Annotated in this window: 17 protein-coding genes and 3 pseudogenes; 4 read left to right on the forward strand and 16 right to left on the reverse strand. The window is 66.9% G+C overall.

Annotated elements, in window-relative coordinates:
- The coding region (locus tag LI92_RS14050) for an acyl-CoA dehydrogenase family protein (protein WP_046319875.1) at positions 1-1,284 on the reverse strand (1,284 nt) is incomplete at its 3' end.
- Between the two features lie 284 nt (positions 1,285-1,568).
- Between LI92_RS14050 and LI92_RS14055 the strand changes: the two genes are divergently transcribed.
- Both LI92_RS14055 and LI92_RS14060 read left to right on the forward strand, forming a co-directional pair.
- Positions 1,569-2,045, forward strand: a complete 477-nt coding sequence (locus tag LI92_RS14055) for a flavin reductase family protein (RefSeq protein ID WP_046319898.1) — start codon at positions 1,569-1,571, stop codon at positions 2,043-2,045.
- A gap of 63 nt (positions 2,046-2,108) precedes the next feature.
- On the forward strand, positions 2,109-2,969 hold the full coding sequence (locus tag LI92_RS14060) for an inositol monophosphatase family protein (protein ID WP_046319876.1): 861 nt from the start codon (positions 2,109-2,111) through the stop codon (positions 2,967-2,969).
- Positions 2,970-2,992: 23 nt separating this feature from the next.
- On the opposite strand, the gene LI92_RS14065 is transcribed toward LI92_RS14060, so the two are convergent.
- The 5 genes from LI92_RS14065 to LI92_RS14085 form a co-directional block, all read right to left on the reverse strand.
- Complete coding sequence (locus LI92_RS14065) at positions 2,993-3,748, reverse strand: succinate dehydrogenase/fumarate reductase iron-sulfur subunit (protein WP_046319877.1); 756 nt, start codon at positions 3,746-3,748, stop codon at positions 2,993-2,995.
- Entirely contained in the window at positions 3,748-5,667 is a 1,920-nt protein-coding gene (locus LI92_RS14070) for a fumarate reductase/succinate dehydrogenase flavoprotein subunit (RefSeq protein WP_046319879.1), read from the reverse strand. The genes LI92_RS14065 and LI92_RS14070 overlap by 1 nt, the downstream gene beginning before the upstream one ends.
- 42 nt (positions 5,668-5,709) lie before the next feature.
- Positions 5,710-6,540 carry a succinate dehydrogenase subunit SdhC gene (gene sdhC, locus LI92_RS14075; RefSeq protein ID WP_046319880.1) on the reverse strand — a complete coding sequence of 277 codons (831 nt, stop codon included), beginning with the start codon at positions 6,538-6,540 and terminating at the stop codon, positions 5,710-5,712.
- A 71-nt stretch (positions 6,541-6,611) separates the two neighbouring features.
- Positions 6,612-6,908, reverse strand: a complete 297-nt coding sequence (locus LI92_RS14080; protein WP_046319882.1) for an Rv0250c family protein — start codon at positions 6,906-6,908, stop codon at positions 6,612-6,614.
- Between the two features lie 166 nt (positions 6,909-7,074).
- Positions 7,075-7,518: an Hsp20/alpha crystallin family protein gene (locus LI92_RS14085; RefSeq protein ID WP_046319884.1), complete on the reverse strand. Its 444-nt coding sequence runs from the start codon at positions 7,516-7,518 to the stop codon at positions 7,075-7,077.
- A 229-nt stretch (positions 7,519-7,747) separates the two neighbouring features.
- On the opposite strand from LI92_RS14085, the gene nirB reads away from it, so the two are divergent.
- Both nirB and nirD read left to right on the forward strand, forming a co-directional pair.
- Positions 7,748-10,318: a nitrite reductase large subunit NirB gene (gene nirB / locus LI92_RS14090; RefSeq protein WP_046319886.1), complete on the forward strand. Its 2,571-nt coding sequence runs from the start codon at positions 7,748-7,750 to the stop codon at positions 10,316-10,318.
- Positions 10,315-10,683 (forward strand): nitrite reductase small subunit NirD, encoded by a 369-nt coding sequence (nirD, locus tag LI92_RS14095; protein WP_502691451.1) that lies wholly within the window; start codon positions 10,315-10,317, stop codon positions 10,681-10,683. The genes nirB and nirD overlap by 4 nt, the downstream gene beginning before the upstream one ends.
- On the opposite strand, the gene LI92_RS14100 is transcribed toward nirD, so the two are convergent.
- The 10 genes and pseudogenes from LI92_RS14100 to LI92_RS24360 form a co-directional block, all read right to left on the reverse strand.
- A complete protein-coding gene (locus tag LI92_RS14100; protein WP_286135096.1) occupies positions 10,680-11,813 on the reverse strand; it encodes a uroporphyrinogen-III synthase in 1,134 nt (377 codons plus the stop codon). The two genes, nirD and LI92_RS14100, sit on opposite strands and share 4 nt — an antisense overlap.
- Positions 11,814-11,991: 178 nt before the next feature.
- Positions 11,992-12,195, reverse strand: a pseudogene (locus LI92_RS22395) (MFS transporter); the annotation flags it as partial.
- 145 nt (positions 12,196-12,340) lie between these two features.
- Positions 12,341-13,033, reverse strand: a complete 693-nt coding sequence (locus tag LI92_RS14110; protein WP_046319889.1) for a sirohydrochlorin chelatase — start codon at positions 13,031-13,033, stop codon at positions 12,341-12,343.
- Positions 13,030-13,320: pseudogene (locus LI92_RS14115) on the reverse strand (winged helix-turn-helix domain-containing protein); the annotation flags it as partial. The pseudogene LI92_RS14115 and the gene LI92_RS14110, both read right to left, overlap by 4 nt.
- A gap of 99 nt (positions 13,321-13,419) precedes the next feature.
- On the reverse strand, positions 13,420-14,823 hold the full coding sequence (locus tag LI92_RS14120) for an MFS transporter (RefSeq protein ID WP_046319890.1): 1,404 nt from the start codon (positions 14,821-14,823) through the stop codon (positions 13,420-13,422).
- Between the two features lie 238 nt (positions 14,824-15,061).
- Positions 15,062-16,267 carry a sodium-dependent bicarbonate transport family permease gene (locus LI92_RS14125; RefSeq protein ID WP_046319891.1) on the reverse strand — a complete coding sequence of 402 codons (1,206 nt, stop codon included), beginning with the start codon at positions 16,265-16,267 and terminating at the stop codon, positions 15,062-15,064.
- Positions 16,268-16,709: 442 nt separating this feature from the next.
- Positions 16,710-17,264, reverse strand: coding sequence for a GNAT family N-acetyltransferase (locus tag LI92_RS14130; RefSeq protein WP_046319892.1), 555 nt, complete (start codon positions 17,262-17,264; stop codon positions 16,710-16,712).
- Positions 17,265-17,267: 3 nt separating this feature from the next.
- Positions 17,268-18,161 (reverse strand): 5-oxoprolinase/urea amidolyase family protein, encoded by an 894-nt coding sequence (locus LI92_RS14135; protein ID WP_046319895.1) that lies wholly within the window; start codon positions 18,159-18,161, stop codon positions 17,268-17,270.
- A 34-nt stretch (positions 18,162-18,195) separates the two neighbouring features.
- Positions 18,196-18,846, reverse strand: a complete 651-nt coding sequence (locus tag LI92_RS14140) for a 5-oxoprolinase subunit B family protein (RefSeq protein WP_046319896.1) — start codon at positions 18,844-18,846, stop codon at positions 18,196-18,198.
- A 96-nt stretch (positions 18,847-18,942) separates the two neighbouring features.
- Positions 18,943-19,056: pseudogene (locus tag LI92_RS24360) on the reverse strand (ABC transporter substrate-binding protein); the annotation flags it as partial.
- Positions 19,057-19,096 lie beyond the last annotated feature (40 nt).

A 19,096-nucleotide genomic window follows, 5' to 3' on the forward strand; every position in this document is an offset into this window, starting at 1 on the left:
GAGGAAACCCGAGCCACCCAGGGTCTGCAGGCTCTCGGTGAGCTTGGCGTAGGCCTGCTCGGAGCCGACACCCTTGACGACCGGCAGCATCAGGTCGTTGATCCGGACCGCGAGATCGGCGTCCACCCCGTGCAGCGCCTTGGCGACCGGGGCGTCCTGGAAGGTCGCGGTGTACATGTAGAGCGCCCGCAGGCCCTCGGCGTAGGCCTTCTGGGTCATCAGGGACCGACGGACGTCCGGGTGGTGGGTGATGGTCACCCGCGGCGCGGTCTTGTCGGTCATCTGGGTCAGGTCGGCGCCCTGCACGCGTTCCTTGGCGTACTCCAGCGCGTTGAGGTAGCCGGTGGACAGGGTGGCGATGGCCTTGGTGCCCACCATCATGCGGGCCTGCTCGATGACCTCGAACATCTGCGCAATGCCGTTGTGCACCTCGCCGACCAGCCAGCCCTTGGCCGGCACCCCGTGCTGACCGAAGGTCAGCTCGCAGGTGGCCGAGACCTTCAGGCCCATCTTGTGCTCGACGTTGGTGACGAACGCCCCGTTGCGCTCACCGAGTTCGCCGGTTTCGAAGTCGAACAAGAACTTCGGCACGAAGAACAACGAGAGGCCCTTGGTGCCCGGCTTGGCGCCCTCGGGGCGGGCCAGCACCAGGTGGAAGATGTTCTCGAACAGGTCGTCGGAGTCAGCCGAGGTGATGAATCGCTTCACGCCCTCGATGTGCCAGGAGCCGTCGGGCTGCTGCACGGCCTTGGTGCGGCCGGCGCCCACGTCCGAGCCGGCGTCCGGCTCGGTGAGCACCATGGTCGAACCCCAGCCGCGTTCTGCGGCGAGGACGGCCCACTTCTTCTGCTCCTCGGTGGCGATGTTGTAGAAGATGTTGGCGAAGCCGGCACCGCCGCCGTACATCCACACCGCCGGGTTGGCGCCCAGGATGTGCTCCTGCAGGGCCCACATCAGCGCTTTGGGCATCGGGATGCCGCCCAGCTCTTCGATGACACCGACCCGGTCCCAGCCGCCTTCCAGATTGGCGCGCACCGACTTCTTGAACGATTCGGGCAAGGTGACCGAATGGGTCTCCGGGTTGAACACCGGGGGGTTGCGGTCACCGTCGACGAACGACGCGGCAATCGGCCCCTCGGCCAGACGAACCATCTCGCCGAGCATCTCCTGAGCGGTGTCGATGTCCAGGTCGGCGTAGTCGCCCTCGCCGAAGACCTGGTCCAGACCGAATACCTCGAAGAGGTTGAAGACCTGGTCACGGACATTGCTCTTGTAGTGGCTCACTCTTCCTCCTCATGGAATGCCACCTGTGGTTGGGTACTCATGGCTTAAGTTACCCACCAGTAACGTAACCTGAAATATACTCGCCGGTAGCCATAGTGCAAGCTGATGTGAGCTACGTCCTTTTTCCCGATAACCAACCGGTTGGTCTCCCTGTCGCACGGGGGCCGCAGACGGCCGATCGGCCCAGGCCAGCCGCCGGCGGGTAGGGTTCTCAGCGACCAGATCACACCAGACGAGGCGAATGGTTTTTCCCGGTGAATTCTCACGTGAGCTCCGCGAGCAGACTGACCCCCCTGACGCCGGCATCGCTGCGGGAGGCCTTCGGGCATTTCCCCACCGGCGTGGTGGCGGTGGCCGCCGAGGTCGACGGCGTTCGGGTCGGCCTGGCGGCCAGTACCTTCGTGCCGGTCTCCCTGGAGCCGCCCCTGGTGTCCTTCTGTGTGCAGAACACCTCGTCGACCTGGCCGAAACTCAAGGACGCGCCCCGGTTGGGGATCAGTGTGCTCGGTGAGGCGCACGACGTGGCGGCGCGGACCCTGGCGGCCAAGACGGGCGACCGGTTCGCCGGGCTCGAGACGGTGACCAGCGAAGGAGCGGTGTTCATCAAGGGCACCGGGGTCTGGCTGGGCAGCGCGATCGAGCAGCTGGTTCCGGCAGGGGATCACACCATCGTGGTGCTGCGGGTCTGCGAACTGACCGTAGACCCCGAGATCGCGCCGATCGTGTTTCACCGCAGCGGTTTCCGCCGACTCGGTAGCTGAAGCCGGGCCGCCGCCCCCGCGCCGGGGGTGCGACAACCGCCGCCGGTGTGCTGCTATGGGCTGATGGCGCCACTCACCAGCGACCCACTACAGCTGCGAATCACCGCCGAGACGCTGGTGGCCGAGGCGGCGGCCTTCGTCCGGCGCCGACGCGCCGAGGTGTTCGGTGCGCACGGAGTCGACCCCGCCGCCGGGATCGTCCAGACGAAAAGCAGCCCGACCGATCCGGTGACCGTGGTCGATACCGAGACCGAAAGTCTGATCCGTGACCGACTGACCCGATTGCGGCCCGGCGATCCGGTGCTCGGCGAGGAGGGCGGAGGTCCGGGTCGCCACGAGCCGGGCCTCGTCACCTGGGTGGTCGACCCGATCGACGGCACCGTGAACTTCATGTACGACATCCCGGCCTACGCGGTTTCGGTGGCGGCACAGATCGGCGGAGTCTCGGTGGCCGGCGCGGTTGCCGACGTGGCCGGCGGCCGGCTCTATTCGGCCGGTGCCGGATTGGGCGCGCAGGTCGCCGATTCGCAGGGCATCGCCCCGCTGCGTTGCACCGATGTCGGCGAGCTGTCGCTGGCCCTGCTGGGCACCGGCTTCGGCTATTCGCCCCGGCGCCGGGCCGCGCAGGCGGCGTTGCTGGCGCGGTTGCTGCCGACGGTGCGCGACGTCCGCCGGATCGGGTCGGCCGCACTGGATCTGTGCATGGTCGCCGCCGGAAGGCTAGACGCCTACTACGAGCACGGGATCAAGCCATGGGACTACGCCGCGGGTGCGCTGATCGCGGTCGAAGCGGGCGCACGGGTGGTGCTGCCCGGCCCGGCGATCGACGCAGGAGACGTGATCGTCGCGGCAGCGCCGGGTGTAGCCGATGCGCTCATCGCGTCGCTCCGGGATGCGGGCGGCTGGGAGCCGATTCCCGAGTAATCGGTGCGCAGGCGCCCTGTGCGTCAGTCGGACTTGCGGCGGAAGATCTTTCGGCCGAGCCAGACCACCGGGTCGTAGCGGTTGCCCGCCACCCGTTCCTTCATCGGGATGATGGCGTTGTCGGTGATCGTGATGTGCTCCGGGCAGACCTCGGTGCAGCACTTGGTGATGTTGCACAGTCCCAGGCCGGCGTCGTCCTGGGCGAAGTCACGCCGGTCGGCGGCGTCCAGCGGGTGCATGTCCAACTCGGCGAGCCGGATGAACATCCGCGGCCCGGAGAACCGCTCCTTGTTCTCCTCGTGGTCCCGGATGACGTGGCAGACGTTCTGGCACAGGAAGCATTCGATGCACTTGCGGAACTCCTGGGAGCGCTCCACATCCATCTGCTGCATCCGGTACTCGCCGGGCTTGAGGTCCGCGGGCGGCTTGAAAGCCGGCATCTCGCGGGCCTTCCGGTAGTTGAAAGAGACGTCGGTGACCAGGTCGCGGATCACGGGGAAGGTCCGTACCGGGGTCACCGTGATCGTCTCAGCCGGGTCGAACACCGACATCCGCGTCATGCACAGCAGCCGCGGCAGGCCATTGATCTCCGCCGAACACGATCCGCATTTGCCGGCCTTGCAGTTCCAGCGGACCGCCAGGTCCGGGGCCTGGGTCGCCTGCAGGCGGTGGATGACGTCGAGGACGACCTCGCCCTCGTTGACCTCGACCTCGAAGTCGTGCAGACCACCGCCGTCGAGGCCACCGCGCCAGACTCGCAACTGGGCGTTGTATGTCATTACGCTCTCCGTCCCGGATGTTGCGCCAGCTCTTGGTCGGTGTAGTACTTCTCCAACTCGGCGATCTCGAACAGCTCGAGCAAGTCCTCGCGCATCCCGACCTGGGGTTCCGGAGTGATCGTGATGTCGGGGACCGCGCTGGCGTCCGAGACCCGGCAGACCAGCAGGGTCTTACGCCAGTCCGGGTCCATCCCCGGGTGGTCGTCGCGGGTGTGCCCACCCCGGCTCTCGGTGCGCTGCAGCGCGGCCTTGGCCACGCATTCGCTGACCAGCAGCATGTTGCGCAGGTCGATGGCCAGGTGCCAGCCCGGGTTGTAGTGCCGTCCGCCCTCGACGGTGACAGCGGCGAACCGCGCTTTGAACTGCTCGAGGCGCACCAGGGCCTGCTCCAGCTCGCCGGCGTTACGGATGATGCCGACCAGGTCGTTCATCGCCTGCTGCAGTTCGGACTGCAGCGTGTACGGGTTCTCCGGCGTGACGTCGCCGGAGGGGCCGTCGAACGGCGCGAGCGCCAGCTGGGCTGCGGCGTTCAGCGTCGCCGGTGTCACCGTCGGCCTGGTCTCCAGGCTCCGCACGTATTCGGCGGCGCCCAGACCGGCGCGGCGGCCGAACACCAGCAGGTCCGACAGGGAGTTGCCGCCCAGCCGGTTGGAGCCGTGCATCCCACCAGAGCACTCGCCGGCGGCGAACAGGCCGGGAACCACCGACGCAGCGGTGTCGGGGTCGACCTCGATCCCGCCCATCACGTAGTGGCAGGTCGGCCCGACTTCCATTGCGTCCTTGGTGATGTCGACCTCAGCGAGCTGCATGAACTGGTGGTACATCGAGGGCAGCCGGCGCTTGATCTCCTCCGGCGTCAGCCGGGAGGCGATGTCGAGGAACACCCCGCCGTGCGGCGATCCCCGCCCGGCCTTCACCTCGGAGTTGATGGCGCGGGCCACCTCGTCGCGGGGCAGCAGGTCAGGGGTGCGACGGGCCGAGTCGTTGTCCTTGAGCCACTGGTCGGCCTCTTGCTCGGTCTCGGCGTACTGGCCTTTGAACACCGGCGGGATGTAGTCGAACATGAACCGGGTGCCGTCGGAGTTCTTGAGCACCCCGCCGTCGCCGCGGACACCCTCGGTGACCAGGATTCCCTTCACGCTGGGGGGCCAGACCATGCCGGTCGGGTGGAACTGGACGAACTCCATGTTGATCAGGGTGGCACCGGCGCGCAGCGCCAGCGCGTGACCGTCGCCGGTGTACTCCCAGGAGTTGGAGGTCACCTTGAACGACTTTCCGATGCCGCCGGTGGCCAGGACGATCGCCGGCGCTTCGAACAACACGAAGTCGCCGCTTTCGCGCCAGTAGCCGAACGCACCCGCGATGGCACCGGTGGCCTCATCTTTGACCAGTTCGGTGATGGTGCACTCGTGGAAGATCTTGATCCGCGCCTCGTAATCACCGAACTCGGCGTAGTCGTCCTGTTGCAGCGAAACCACCTTCTGCTGCATGGTGCGGATCAACTCCAAGCCGGTGCGGTCACCGACGTGGGCCAAACGCGGGTAGGTGTGGCCGCCGAAGTTGCGCTGGTTGATCTTTCCGTCGGGCGTCCGGTCGAACAGCGCCCCGTAGGTCTCCAGCTCCCACACCCGCTCCGGGGCTTCCCGGGCGTGCAACTCCGCCATGCGCCAGTTGTTCAGGAACTTTCCGCCACGCATGGTGTCGCGGAAGTGCACCTGCCAGTTGTCCTTGGAGTTGACATTGCCCATCGATGCCGCGCAGCCGCCCTCGGCCATCACGGTGTGTGCCTTTCCGAACAGGGACTTACACACCACCGCAACGCTCAGGCCCTGCTCGCGCGCTTCGATAACCGCGCGCAGTCCAGCGCCGCCGGCACCGATCACGACCACGTCGTAGGAGTGCCGTTCGACTTCAACCATGAATCCTCACTCGTCTATGAGTTGACACTTCGAAAATGCCTGTCAGCCAATGAATCGCAGGTCGCTGATGGTGCCGCTGGCGACCAGCATGATGTAGAAGTCGGTCAGCATCAGCGTGCCCAGGGTGATCCAGGCGAACAGCTTGTGATGCACGTTGATCTTGCTGATCTGCGACCACATCCAGTACCGCACGGGGTTTTTGGAGAAATGCTTGAGCCGCCCACCGAACACGTGCCGGCAGGAGTGGCAGGACAGGGTGTAGGTCCACAGCATGGCGACGTTGCCGACCAAGATGAGGTTGCCCAGTCCGAATCCGAAGCCGTGCGGGCCGGTGTCGGAGTGGAATGCCCCGATCGCATCGTTGGTGTTGATGACCGAGATGACGGCGGCGATGTAGAAGAAGTAGCGGTGGCTGTTCTGGACGATCAGCGGAAACCGGGTCTCCCCGGTGTAGTGGGCGCGGGGCTCGGGAACCGCACATGACGTCGGCGACTGCCAGACGGTCCGGTAGTAGGCGCCGCGGTAGTAGTAGCAGGTCAGCCGGAAGAGCAACAGGAACGGCAGCGACATCGCCGCGTAGGGCAGCCACCACACATCGGGCAGGAATTGCGGCCAGAACTCACTGGCCTCAGGAGTGCAGCCCTTGCTCACGCACGGTGAATAGAACGGTGTCAGGTAGTGGTACTTCTCCACGAAGTAGTGGTTCTGCTGGAACCCGCGTGCCGTCGCATAAATGAGGAAGACGGCGAAGCCCAGGTCGATTCTCAGCGGCGACAGCCACCAGCGGTCGGTGCGCAGCGTTCGGTCGGCGATCCGGGCACGTGTCGCCGAGAAGACACCGGGGCCGGGACGGTACGCGGCGGGTGCGCTCATCTATGGGGGTTCCCTTCGGCTGAGTTCGTCGGAGGGCGCCCCTTAGCGACAAGCAGCACCCAGTGGGGGTTTCAGTACCTGCCCTGGCCGCCGACGCCTTCGTCGTCGACGTCACGCCAGAATTCGCTGTCGTATTCGGTGTCGGGGATCGTGATCTTCTCCTGGGCGCGCTCGGCGGCCCAGCGTTGCAGGTCGAGTTCCCCGGCGTCGGATTCCAGGAGCTGGACGTCGGTCAGGATGCGCTCGGCGTCCATCTCGATGCGGCGCATGCCGGGTATGTCGCCTAACCGGGTCTTGAGCCCCAGCACGCAGCGCCGCAGGTCACCGATCAGGGTGTGCAGTTCGGCGAGTTCGGTTGTGCTCGACACCAGGGCCTCCTCAGGTGGTACGGCTCACAGTACGTTCACCCGATGCTAATCACATCGGGAATCGAACGTGAGACAGATCACGTTAGTGGCGGGAGGGGCCCGATGCGCAAAACCCCCACACACCCATGGTGTGTGGGGGTTTTCGCCTGCCGAGGGGGTTCGGCGATCAGCGGGAGATGGCGATTCGCTGTGGTTGCGTGCCGGCGTAGACACCGGCCACCCGGACCGTCAGGACGCCCGCGTCGTACGACGCCGAGACGGCATCGCCGGTGACGTGCGCCGGTACCGCGAAGGAGCGGCGAAACGCGCCGTAGCGAACCTCGCGCAGGGTGCGGCCGGCTTGGGCGTCGGTGTCGGCGTGGTTGTCGCGGCGTTCGCCGTGCACCACCAGGCGGCCGCCGTCGAGCTCGACCGTCACGTCGTTGTCGACATCGATGCCGGGCAGCTCCAGGCGGACCACCGCGTCGTCGCCGTCCTTGGTGATCTCGGCAGCCGGGCGGAAGCCGCTCACCGGCGGCGTCCGCCAGTCGCTGGCGGTGGCCGGTCCGAAGAAGTCGCGGACCCAGCGGTCGGTGTCGAACGGGCGGTGCCACAGAGTCAGGGTGCTCATGGGGTCTCCATACCTTTCTTGGGGGCGGTTGCTTTACGTGCCGGTGGGTGCCGGTCCGTCACCCGTTTAGAACTTGAGTCGCCCGCGCTAAAGTTCCGCGTTCGCCGTCGGCGAACAGGGGCGGCGCCACGGAGTCCGCCGGGCCCCGAGTCGGGGGTGTGGGCACACCGTCACGCCGTTGTAACGTGTGGCGATATTCCAGAAATATCGGCTTCCTAACGTGTTACGCATGACCACTGTTGAGACCCCGCGTGACGTGAGGGACCTTGTCGTGGTTGGCCACGGAATGGTGGGTCACCGTTTGGTGGAGGCGCTGCGCAGCAGGTCGGCAGACCCGGCCTGGCGGGTCACGGTGCTCGCCGAGGAAGCCGACCCGGCGTACGACCGGGTCGGCTTGACCTCCTACACCGACGGCTGGGACCGCTCCCGGCTTGCGCTGCCGGGTAACGATTACGCCGGCGACGAGCACGTGAACTTGATGCTGAGCACCCGCGTCACGAAAGTCGACCTGGCTGCCAAATCGGTCCTCGCAGTCGATGGGCGGCGCTACGGCTATGACACCCTGGTGCTCGCCACCGGCTCGCGCGCCTTCGTCCCCCCGGTCCCGGGCCATGATCTGCCCGGGTGTCATGTCTACCGGACCCTCGACGACCTGGACGGAATCCGTGCGGACATCGAATGCATGCTGGAGGCGGGCAACACCCGGGCCGGAGTGGTGATCGGCGGCGGGTTGCTGGGGCTGGAAGCGGCGAACGCACTGCGCAGGTCCGGCATCGAGCCGCACATCGTCGAGATGGCCCCGCGGTTGATGCCGCAGCAACTCGACGACGCCGGCGGTGGGTTGTTGATCCGGATGATCGCGGATCTGGGCATCGCGGTACACGTCGGTGTGGGAACCGAGTCGATCCAACAGTTGACTCACCAGCACGGCGCCCCCACCCTCGCGGTGCGACTGGGTGACGGCACGGTGATCGAGGCCGGATTGGTGATCTTTGCCGCCGGCGTGCGGCCACGTGACGAACTGGCTCGTGAGGCCGGCCTGCAAATCGCCGAGCGGGGTGGCGTGTTGACCGATCTTACTTGCCGCACAAGCGATCCTGATGTGTACGCGATCGGCGAGGTGGCTGCCATCAAAGGGGTCTGCTACGGATTGGTCGGGCCCGGTTACAGCAGTGCCGAGGTGGTCGCCGACCGGCTTCTGGAAGGTGCCGCCGAATTCGGTGAGGCCGATATGTCCACCAAGCTCAAGCTGCTCGGTGTGGATGTGGCCAGCTTCGGCGACGCGATGGGAGCGACCGAGAACTCGCTGTCGGTCGTCGTCAACGACCCGGTAAAGCGGACCTACGCCAAACTGGTGCTCTCCGACGACGCGAAGACCCTGCTCGGCGGAATCCTGGTCGGCGACGCCTCGGCATACGGGGTGCTGCGTCCGATGGTCGGTGCCGAGTTACCCGGCGATCCCCTGGAGCTGATCGCCCCGGCCGGCCCGGGCGACGGGAAGACCGGCCTGGGAATTCGGGCACTTCCGGGCGCGGCGCAGATCTGCTCGTGCAACAACGTCAGCAAAGCGCAACTGTGCGAGGCGATCGCCGGTGGTTGTCACGATGTGCAGAGCTTGAAGGTCCACACGAAAGCGGGTACCTCGTGCGGGTCGTGCGTTCCGCTGCTCAAAGACTTGCTGATCGCCGAAGGAGTGGAGCAGTCCAAGGCGCTGTGCGAGCACTTCACCCAGTCGCGCGCCGAGCTCTTCGAGGTGGTCCAGGCCACCCGGATCCGCACCTTCTCCGAACTGCTGGGCCGCTTCGGCACGGGCCACGGGTGCGACATCTGCAAGCCGACCGTCGCGTCGATTCTGGCCTCCACCGGGTTCGAGCACATCCTCGAGGGCGAGCAGGCCGCTCTGCAGGACACCAACGACCACTTCCTGGCCAACATTCAGCGCAACGGCAGCTATTCGGTGGTTCCGCGGGTCCCCGGCGGGGAGATCAAACCAGAGCATCTGATCCTGATCGGCCAGATCGCCCAGGAATTCGGCCTCTACACCAAGATCACCGGCGGGCAGCGGATCGACATGTTCGGCGCCCGGGGCGATCAGCTGCCCAAGATCTGGCGCAAACTGGTCGATGCCGGCATGGAATCCGGCCAGGCGTACGGCAAGGCACTGCGGACCGTGAAAAGTTGCGTCGGCAGCGATTGGTGCCGCTACGGGCAACAGGATTCGGTGAAGCTGGCCATCGACCTGGAGTTGCGCTACCGCGGGCTGCGTGCGCCGCACAAGATCAAGATGGGGGTGTCGGGCTGTGCGCGGGAGTGCGCCGAGGCGCGCGCCAAGGATGTCGGTGTGATCGCCACCGAAATCGGCTGGAACCTCTACGTCGGCGGCAACGGCGGCATGTCGCCCAAGCACGCCCAGCTGCTCGCCGCCGAACTCGACACCGAGACGGTCTTCCGCTACATCGACCGGTTCCTGATGTTCTACATCCGCACTGCCGATCGGTTGCAACGCACCGCGCCGTGGATCGAGTCGATGGAAGGCGGGCTCGACCACGTCCGCGAGGTTGTCTGTGACGACTCCCTGGGGCTGGCCCAGGAGTTCGAAGCGGAGATGGCCCGTCACGTCGAGAACTACACCGACGAATGGAAGGGCGTACTCGACGATCCGGAGAAGCTGGCGCGGTTCGTCTCGTTCGTCAACGCCCCCGAAGCCGAAGATCCGACTGTCGCATTCGCCGAGCGCGACGGCCGCAAAGTCCCGCTTCCGGTACCGGCATTGCGCTCGGCTAAGGAGGAATCACGATGACAGACAACAACATCGCGTCATGGACCACGGCCTGCCGCTACGACAGCCTGATTCCCGGCCTTGGAGTGGGAGTGTTGCTCGACAACGGCGCGCAGGCGGCGCTGTTCCGGCTTGACGACGGCTCGGTCCGCGCGGTCTGCAATATCGACCCGTTCTCCCGGGCGGCGGTGCTGTCGCGGGGGATCGTCGGTGACCGCGGCGGTCGGCTCTCGGTCATCTCACCGTTGCAGAAGCAGGCTTTCGCCTTGGACGACGGCAGCTGCCTGGAGGACCCGGGCATGTCGGTTCGGGTGTACCCGACGCGGATCACCGCGGACGGCTATGTGCAGATCGGTCTGACCGCCCCGAGGCGGGCGGCCGCCTAACCGGCCTCGAGGTCTAGGTGGTCTACCGCGAGCCGGTAACCCCGTTTGACTACTGTGGCGACAATGTGTTTGTCGCCTAAGGCGTTTCGCAGTCGCAGGATGGCGGTCTCCACCGCATGGGTGTTGGTGCCGTGCCCCGGAAGCGTCTTCAGCAGCGTCTCGCGGGAGACGACTCGGCCGGGTTGGTGCGACAGTGCTCGCAGGGTTGCCATACATGACGGCGACAGCACCTTGGGCACACCGTCCACCGTGACGCCGTTGCCCCGGACCTCGATGCGATGGCCGGCGGCACGAACGGTGTGGGTACGCAGTCGCGGCAGTTCCTCGGCGATGTGATGAGCCAACGCCGCCAGCCGCATCACCTTCGGTGAAGACGTCGGCACGTCCAGCAGCGTGAGCGGCCGAGCCGTCAACGGCCCGACGCACATCGCGTGAACATCGGACCGCAACGCCTGCAGCAGCTCATCGGAGATGCCGAGATCGGCGGCCCGCGTCAGCGTGGCCAGCACGGCTGCGGCCGAGGTGAAGCTGACGGCGTCGAACTGCCGATGGGCGATCGCAGTGGTGAGCTGATCGAACTCGCCGCCGCGCGCCGCAGGCCGCCACCGATAGACCGGTATGGGTATCACCTCGGCGCCCGCGCTGCGAAGCTGCGTCAGCAACTCGGGCGCCGGATCCCAGTCGCCGGTGGTTCCGTGCAGCTGCACGGCGACGCGCGAACCGGCGATATCGGACTTCAGATAATCGAACATCGCGGCTGACGACTCGGCGCCGTTGGACCACTTCTCCGGCAGCCCCAGGTTGCGCAGCGCGCCGACCGCCTTCGGGCCACGGGCCACGATCCGGCCGGCGGTCACGGCTGCGATCAGCTTCTCGGCGAGGCCCCACCGCTCGGCGGCGGAGATCCAGCCGCGGAAGCCCACAGCAGTCGTCACCACCAAGACGTCGGGTGGTGCCAGGATCAACGATTCGGTACGCGCGCGTAGCGCGGCATCGTCGGTCAAGTCGATCATCGTGATGGCCGGTGCGGCGCATACCGTGGCGCCGTGGCGCCGCAGCATTGTGCACAGCTCGTCGGCACGGCGCGCGGAGGTGACCGCGACCCGGTAACCGCTCAGTGAGGCCGACACGTTACGCCGGTGCCAGAGCAGCCCGGGCCGGTTGCGGCGCGAAGTCAGACCGGCGTACATATCTGCGCCAGGTCAGCGCCGCGGCACCGACGTATCCCACCAGGAAGATCCAGAATGCGGTCGTGGCCGAAACCGATCCGTTGCCGATTCCGGAGACGATGAACAGCGCTACGAAGCCGAGGAAGACTTGTCCGGCGGTGAAGCCGTATACCGACTCCGGCATGCACAGCACCATCACCGACCAGATGGACCAGATCGAGAAGCCGGCGTGTTCGGCGACAGTCGACCACACCAGGTTGCGCCGTGCGATCTTGTCGTTACCGGCTGCCCATGCCGCGCCGTCCTCAGGATTCCACTGAGTGATCACGTGCGAGCGAGCCATGTGGTCACCGTAGAAATCTTTCGTTACCGCCATGCTGCACGAAGTGACCCGCCCGTGAACTTCTGCTCACCGTCCTATGAGGGGAATATCAGCTTCCGTCGCGGCCCGGGCGGCGCGGGGCGACGTGATCGCTCGGCCGGCCGGTTCAGGCCACCGGTGTCCGGGACGCGGCGGTGACGAATCGGTCGGCGACCAATCCGACGATCCCGGGGTGCGCTCCCAGGGGCGCGGTGACCAGATCCGCGCCAGCGTCATGCAGGCCACGCTGGAACCGGCCGTCGGCCATCAGGTACGACGCGATCACCACTCGTGCGGTACGCCGGCGACGCAGGGCGCCAACCGCGTCGGGCACACCGGGGCGGCCGGTGGCGGCGAACGCCGTGGCGACCGGCGAGCCGAGCAGGCCGCTGAGCATCTTCGCGGCGGTGTACAGATCACCCCGGGCACGCGGGTCCGCTGACCCGGCCGCGGCCACAACGACCGAGTCGCCAGGGCGCCAGCCTGATTCGGCCAGTCGGGCGGCGACCACCGCGGCGACGCGCGGGTCGGGTCCCAATGCTGGTGTCATCGTCACATCCGGGTGCCCGCTGGTCAGGATCTGGGTGGGCACGTCGACCCCGACGTGGTAGCCGCGGGACAGAAAGGCGGGCACCAGGACGGCTGGGCAACCGGTGTCGGCCTCGGCGGCAAGGACTTCCGCCGGGCTGGGTCCCAGGACGTCGACGAACGCCACTTTGACCGGTTGCCCCAACACGGCGCCGACCCGTTGCGCGAGCTCGCCGATCATGGCGATTCCCCCGGGCCGGCGGGTGCCGTGCGCAACCAGCACGGGGATCATGCCACCCCCTGCTCGCGGTCGACCGCCAGCCGGTACCCGCGCTTGATCACCGTGGCCACGATCTGGCTGTCGCCCAGCGCAGCCCGCAGCCGCAATACGGCCGACTCCACGGCGTGCATGTTGGTGCCCCGCCCCGGGAGTGCCCGTAACAGGGTCTCCCGGTCCACCACGTTGCCCGGGCGGTGGGCCAACACACGCAACGCGGCCAGACCGGCAGGAGAGACCGGCCGGACGATTCCGTCCACCAGGACCCGGTCCTCTTCGATCTCGATGCGGTGACCGGCGGCATATACGGCGATACCCATGTATGAGGTGTAGACCCGATCCATTGCCGCTGTGTTACCGGCCGATTTCGGAACGGTTGCCCCACTGACCAGTACTTTTGATCATGCAGAGATCTTCTCGGTGCCCACCGGGGCGCGGGAGATTCGTGAGTTCGGGGTGCGCGGCGGACGCCGGACGTACCGGACCCAGGTTAGGCCCGCGGCAAGGCAATACGACACCAGGAAGACCCAGAACGCCGGTGTCTCGGTCCCGGTGCTCGCGTAGGCCTGTCGCAAGGTCAGGTTGATGGCGACGCCACCGAGTGCGCCGACAGCGGTGGCGAACCCGATCAGTGCGCCCGAGTGCGAGCGTGCCCAGTGCCGGCGGTCGGATTCGCTGCCCGCCAGGGAGCGACTGCGCGCCTCGAAGATCGACGGGATCATCTTCAGCACTGACCCATTGCCCATGCCGGCCAGGATGAACAGCACCATGAACGCGGCGGTGTAGGCCACGATCGTCGAGGTGGTGGCGCGGCTGTCGTGGTCGTCGGCGGTGCTGGTCGCCACCAGGACCGCCGAGGCCAGGACCATGCCGGCGAACACCACCAGGGTCACGCGCCCACCGCCCCGCCGGTCAGCCACCCGACCGCCGTAGATGCGGGCCAGGGCGCCTAACAGCGGGCCCAGGAAGGCGATTCGCGCGGCGTAAAGCGCAGCCTGGGCGGGGCTGTGGCCGGCCTTCTCGAAGGTGACGTGCAATACCTGGGCGAACGCGAACGCGAAGCCGATGAACGATCCGAATGCGGCGCAGTACAGCGCCGAGACGACCCAACTGTCCGGGACGGACAGGATCGACCGGATACTGCCGACCTCTTCCCTGCCGTGATCGAGATTGTCCATCCACAGCGCTGCGCAGGTGCCGATCACGGCCAACAGGACCAGATACACCGAGCAGACCAGCTCCGGCCTGGTGTTACCGAAGGTGGCCAGGACCAGCAGCCCGACCAGCTGGATGGCCGCCACCCCGAGGTTGCCGATGCCGCCGCACAGGCCGAGGGCGACCCCCTTGAGTCGCTGCGGATAGAAGGCGTCCACATTGGCCAGCGACGCCGCATAATTGCCGCCGCCCAGGCCGGTCAAAGCCGCGCAGGCCACGTACATCCACAACGGTTGACCGGGATGAATGAGCAGCGCCAGGGTGCCGAGGGTCGGAATCAGCAAGACCAGCGAGGACGCCACCGCCCAGTTCCGGCCGCCGAACTTCGCGGTGGCCTGAACATACGGGATGCGGACGCAGCCGCCGATCAGCGTGGCGACCGCGGCCAGCAGCAACTTGTCGGCGGGCTTGATGCCATAGACCGACTCGGGCATGAACAGCACCACCACCGACCACAGCGACCAGATGGAGAATGCGACATGCGTGGTGGCCGTGGACCAGATCAGGTTGCGGCGCGCGACGGCGGCGTTGCCGGCTTCCCAGGCCGCGCAGTCCTCCGGATCAAAATTGCTGATGTGGCCGTGCGCCATGCGATCTCCTCGGGCTCAGGGCCACCGCTCCGCGGAGTATCTCGCATCACGATGGACAGTCTGCGAAGCTACCGATCCGATCTGGCAAGTGACGCAGCGGAACCTGAAAATGCGGTGGGCCAGCCCGGAAACGAGTGGGGTAGGTCACGTATTAGCCGACCGCGCAGCGCATTTCACGCGCATTTCACCTGGTGGATTGGATCCGAACCGAACCCTTGTGTTGGGTTGGAACGTGCTGTCAGCTGACTGGAAACCAGGCGTTGATCGACTTGGCGAGTTGCAGGTACAGCGGAATGCCGATGGTCACGTTGTAGGAGAACGTCAAGCCCAGCGACGCGGCCAGGGGAAGCGTCGGGCTGGCCTCGGGGATTGCCATGCGCTGCACCGCCGGAACCGCGATGTAGGACGCCGCTCCGCACAGCACCGCGAACAACACATAGCTACCGGCCTCGAAATGGGTTCCGGTGACTTGTGAGTAGGTGTGGATGATGAGAATGCCGCCCAGCGCAAAGATATTGGGGGCAAGCAGACCGAAGGCGATCAGTCCGCGCCCGGCGGTTCGTAGATCTTTGAGCTTGCGCGACGCCGTCATACCCATCTCGAGCAGGAAGATGCACAGGATTCCCTGGAACGCGGCGACGAAGACGTGGTCGCCGTCGGCGATGACCGAGGCCCCCTGCAGGCGGCTGACAAGGCCGATGAGGATGCCGCCGAACAGCAGGTAGAGCCCCGGGTTGAGCAGCACCTCGCGCAGCAGCGCCGCATGAGGCGGCGGCGAAGGGGCCGGCGCGGTCCCGTGCGGCGGGGCGCACTCGTGATCTTGGGCGGGATGGCTCGCGGAGTCTGATCCGTGCCGCATTGCGGTGTGCGCGTCGCCCACGGCGGCGGCGACCAGATGACGGCTGGCCTTCGGGTTGTAGCCGGGCTCGTCGGCCATGGTGCCCTTCGCATCCATCCCGCGGGCGCGCAGTCGGGCCACCAGGACCAATGCCACGATGCAGCCCGGGATCTCCATGACGGCCAGCATCACCGGCATGAACGCGTCGACCGCGATGTCCAGCGTGACCAGTACGCCCAGGCAGGTGGCGAAGGTGCCGGCTGAGTCCGACCCGTAGTACCCGGCCACGGTGGCCCGATCGATACGGCGCATCTTGGTCATCCGGGAGAGCAGCCAGTAGGCGGCGAGCCCGATCAGCAGATTGGTCACGAAGCCCAGCGCGATGAAGCCCAGGACGCCCCCGATGCTCGATGCGTCGATGGTCGCCAGCTCTTCGCCGCCGCGCCAACCGATGGCCAGCAGCAAATACAACGTCAGGCCTTGGTAGAGCACATAGGGGAACTCGAACTTGATCCTCAGCAGTGGGATGAGGAACCCCATGTAGAAGAAAAGCAGCAGCGGTCTGAACAAGTTGTGGGTGAAGTTGTGCCAGAACTCGTACAGCATGCGGGTGTCTTTCCGAGAATGGGGCCGCTCCGGCCGGGGCTGCCGTGACCGTCAAACCATAGGGCGAGATCTGGCCCGCGTCGTCTCCAAGCCGGGCTCCGGCGGGGATTGGCAGGCAAGTGGCAGAAAGCGGCGCCTCGGCACGCCGGCGCTCGTGGAGTTCGCGCCGGCTGCGGCGGGGCGTGGCTCTGCCCGATCTGCGCAAATGCACAGCTCACAGCGCTGTGAAGTGATCAGGGTAGGTACGCCGGCGCAGCCCTGAGGATCGGGGGACGGCCGCGGAGGGGAGAATGACGCGCAGCTAAGTTAACGCTCAAACTGGGTAGTTCCTCCGCGCCACGGGTAGTTCTTAGGTTTCCGGCGAGGCTTGGGCGGGCCGTATCGGCCTGCCGTCCCGTTTTCGCCGGGTCCACCCGACGTCAACCTTCCGTTAACCTCGCGGCTACCAGAGCTTGCCGTCGCGCCAGTCGCACGCCAGCTCCGCCGTCGGGTCGGCGGCATCCATTTCGGGTCCGACCGGCATGACGAACACGGTGCCGTCCGCTTCGGGGGTGCGCCGGGTGCCGGTGGGGGACAGCGTGGCCGTCGGTCCGTGCCACAGCAACCATCCGCGCGCGGTGTAGAGCCGCCGGCTGAAGCCCGGCGAACTGAGGGCTCCGAGTTCGAAGGCGCCGCGGATCACCTGCTCGCATGCGGCCAGCACCGCGGTCCCCAGGCCCTTGCCCTGGTGGTCCGGGTGAACGGTGACGGCTTCGACGTAGCCGCATCGCAGAGATCTACCGCGATAGAGCAACTGTCGCCGAATCACCGACCCGTGGGCGATCAGGACGCCGTGGTGCCAGATCAGGGCGTGCATGCCACCGAGCGCGTGCTGCCAGTCGGCATCCGAGAGTGCGCCTCCGGAGGCCTCGGCGACCAGCCGATGGGCACCGAGGCGCGTCGCGGGATCCAGATCGCTGGTGTGGATCAGGCGTGCGGTGTGTACCTGGCCGGGCACCTGTCAGGCCGTGCGCGAAGCGAGATGCTGACGGGGCCGCGACCATTGCATCCGCACCGTTTGGCCGGGTCTGACCTGGGCCAGCGTGTCCACATCCTCATCGACCACGACCCCGACCACCGGGTAGGCGCCGGTCACCGGGTGGTCGGGCCCCAGGATGATCGGAAAGCCGTTCGGGAGGATCTGAATCGCACCCCGGGTCGCGCCTTCTGCAGGCAATTGCCTACCCGGCCAACGGTATTCCAGCGGCATCCCCACCAGTCGCATGCCGACCCGGTCGCTACGGTTGCTCACCAGCCAGTTGGTGCGCACCATGATGTCGGGGTCGACGAACCAGTCGTCGCGCGGACCCGGGGCCACCCGTAACTCGACCACATCACGTGCAATGCCGGCCACCGGCGCTTGGTCGATCTCGGGGAAGTGGCCGGTCCGTTCCCCGATCGCCAGTACATCGCCGTCGTGCAGCGGCGCCGGGCCGATCTCGCTCATCACGTCATAACTGCGCGAACCCAGCACCGGGGTGACGGCGATGCCACCCCGCACCGCCAGGTAGCTGCGCAGCCCCGACTGCGGTGTGCCCAGCGAAACCACCTGACCGTCATGGACCCGCTGAATACTGTTGGATCCGAACGCGACTCCGTCAACTTCGGGGCCGGTGTCGGCGCCGGTCACCGCGATGTCGATGTCGCCGCCGCGGACTCGAGCGGAAAACCCGCCGAACGTCACTTCGATGGTGGCCCGGTCGGCGGGATTGCCCAGTAACCGGTTGGCCAAGGTATGCGAGCGACGATCGGCAGCGCCGGACGGGCTGACGCCGAGGTGTCCCAGCCCGGCCCGTCCCAGGTCCTCGACCAGGGCCAGCGGACCGGGGTGCACAATCTCCAAGGTGGTTGTCATTGCCACTCGCGGTGTCCTTTCCCTCGGTGGGCCGTCACGCGGCGCGGAACTGCACCGACAGGCCCGGGGTCAGCAAGGCCGGTTCGGGACGGTCGAGGTCCCACAACACGGCGTCGGTATGGCCGATCAGTTGCCAGCCGCCCGGCCACTGACGCGGATAGACGCCGCTGAATCGGCCCGCCAGCGCCACCGCGCCGGCTGGAACCGCGGCCCGCAACTCCTGGCGGCGCGGCACCTGAAGTCGCGGGTCGCCGCCGAGCAGATAGGCGAAACCGGGCGTGGATCCGCCGAAACCCACCAACCACGGTGCCGCGGTGTGGGCGTTGATGACCTGGGCGACGCTCAGGCCGGTGTGCTCGGCAACCTCGGCGAGGTCGGGTCCGTCATAGACGACGTCGATCACCACGTCCGCCCTGCCGTGCGGCGCGCGGGTCTGCACGGCAGCGGTGTCTACCTCTATTCGGCCCAGCGCGCGTCGGACGCCAGCCTGGTAACGGGGTGCGGCCAACGTCACCAGCACCGTGTGCGATGCCGGGACCACGTCGACCACCCCGGGCAGGGCCGCGGAATGAAGTGCTGCGGTCCACGCGAGGGCATCGACAGTCGACTCGCATTGCACCAGCAGGGCGGTGTCGCCGTAGTCGAGGACGGTGTCGATCGCGGTGGAATCCAATGCCACGCTCATGTCTTGACGGTAGCCCCGTCTCGCATCGAATAGTGATGCAGAACACAATTCTGCGGGGTATGCCAGAGGGGCCTTACCGAACGTGCAGAGTCGGGTCTATCCCGTGATCTTCGCGATCAGCCCCGGCAGCTGCCCGGCGACCAAGCGGTAGCTGAGCGGGGAGGCGAACGCGATCGCGCCGGCCTGGTCCTTGGTGGTGAAAACGCTGCGCGGTTCGCACCTGGCGATGTCGGGGTCTGTCTCTTATACA

It is taken from the genome of Mycobacterium sp. UM_Kg1, assembly GCF_000972925.1.
GTDB classification, from domain to species: Bacteria; Actinomycetota; Actinomycetes; order Mycobacteriales; family Mycobacteriaceae; genus Mycobacterium; species Mycobacterium hiberniae.

Bases quoted from the DNA above. Each gene is read 5' to 3' on its own strand.
- LI92_RS14060 (WP_046319876.1), top strand. From the start codon at position 2,109: ATGGCGCCACTCACCAGCGACCCACTACAGCTGCGAATCACCGCCGAG.
- LI92_RS14065 (WP_046319877.1), bottom strand. From the start codon at position 3,748: ATGACATACAACGCCCAGTTGCGAGTCTGGCGCGGTGGCCTCGACGGC.
- LI92_RS14070 (WP_046319879.1), bottom strand. From the start codon at position 5,667: ATGGTTGAAGTCGAACGGCACTCCTACGACGTGGTCGTGATCGGTGCC.
- sdhC (WP_046319880.1), bottom strand. From the start codon at position 6,540: ATGAGCGCACCCGCCGCGTACCGTCCCGGCCCCGGTGTCTTCTCGGCG.
- LI92_RS14085 (WP_046319884.1), bottom strand. From the start codon at position 7,518: ATGAGCACCCTGACTCTGTGGCACCGCCCGTTCGACACCGACCGCTGG.
- nirB (WP_046319886.1), top strand. From the start codon at position 7,748: ATGACCACTGTTGAGACCCCGCGTGACGTGAGGGACCTTGTCGTGGTT.
- nirD (WP_502691451.1), top strand. From the start codon at position 10,315: ATGACAGACAACAACATCGCGTCATGGACCACGGCCTGCCGCTACGAC.
- LI92_RS14110 (WP_046319889.1), bottom strand. From the start codon at position 13,033: ATGATCCCCGTGCTGGTTGCGCACGGCACCCGCCGGCCCGGGGGAATC.
- LI92_RS14120 (WP_046319890.1), bottom strand. From the start codon at position 14,823: ATGGCGCACGGCCACATCAGCAATTTTGATCCGGAGGACTGCGCGGCC.
- LI92_RS14125 (WP_046319891.1), bottom strand. From the start codon at position 16,267: ATGCTGTACGAGTTCTGGCACAACTTCACCCACAACTTGTTCAGACCG.
- LI92_RS14135 (WP_046319895.1), bottom strand. From the start codon at position 18,161: ATGACAACCACCTTGGAGATTGTGCACCCCGGTCCGCTGGCCCTGGTC.
- LI92_RS14140 (WP_046319896.1), bottom strand. From the start codon at position 18,846: ATGAGCGTGGCATTGGATTCCACCGCGATCGACACCGTCCTCGACTAC.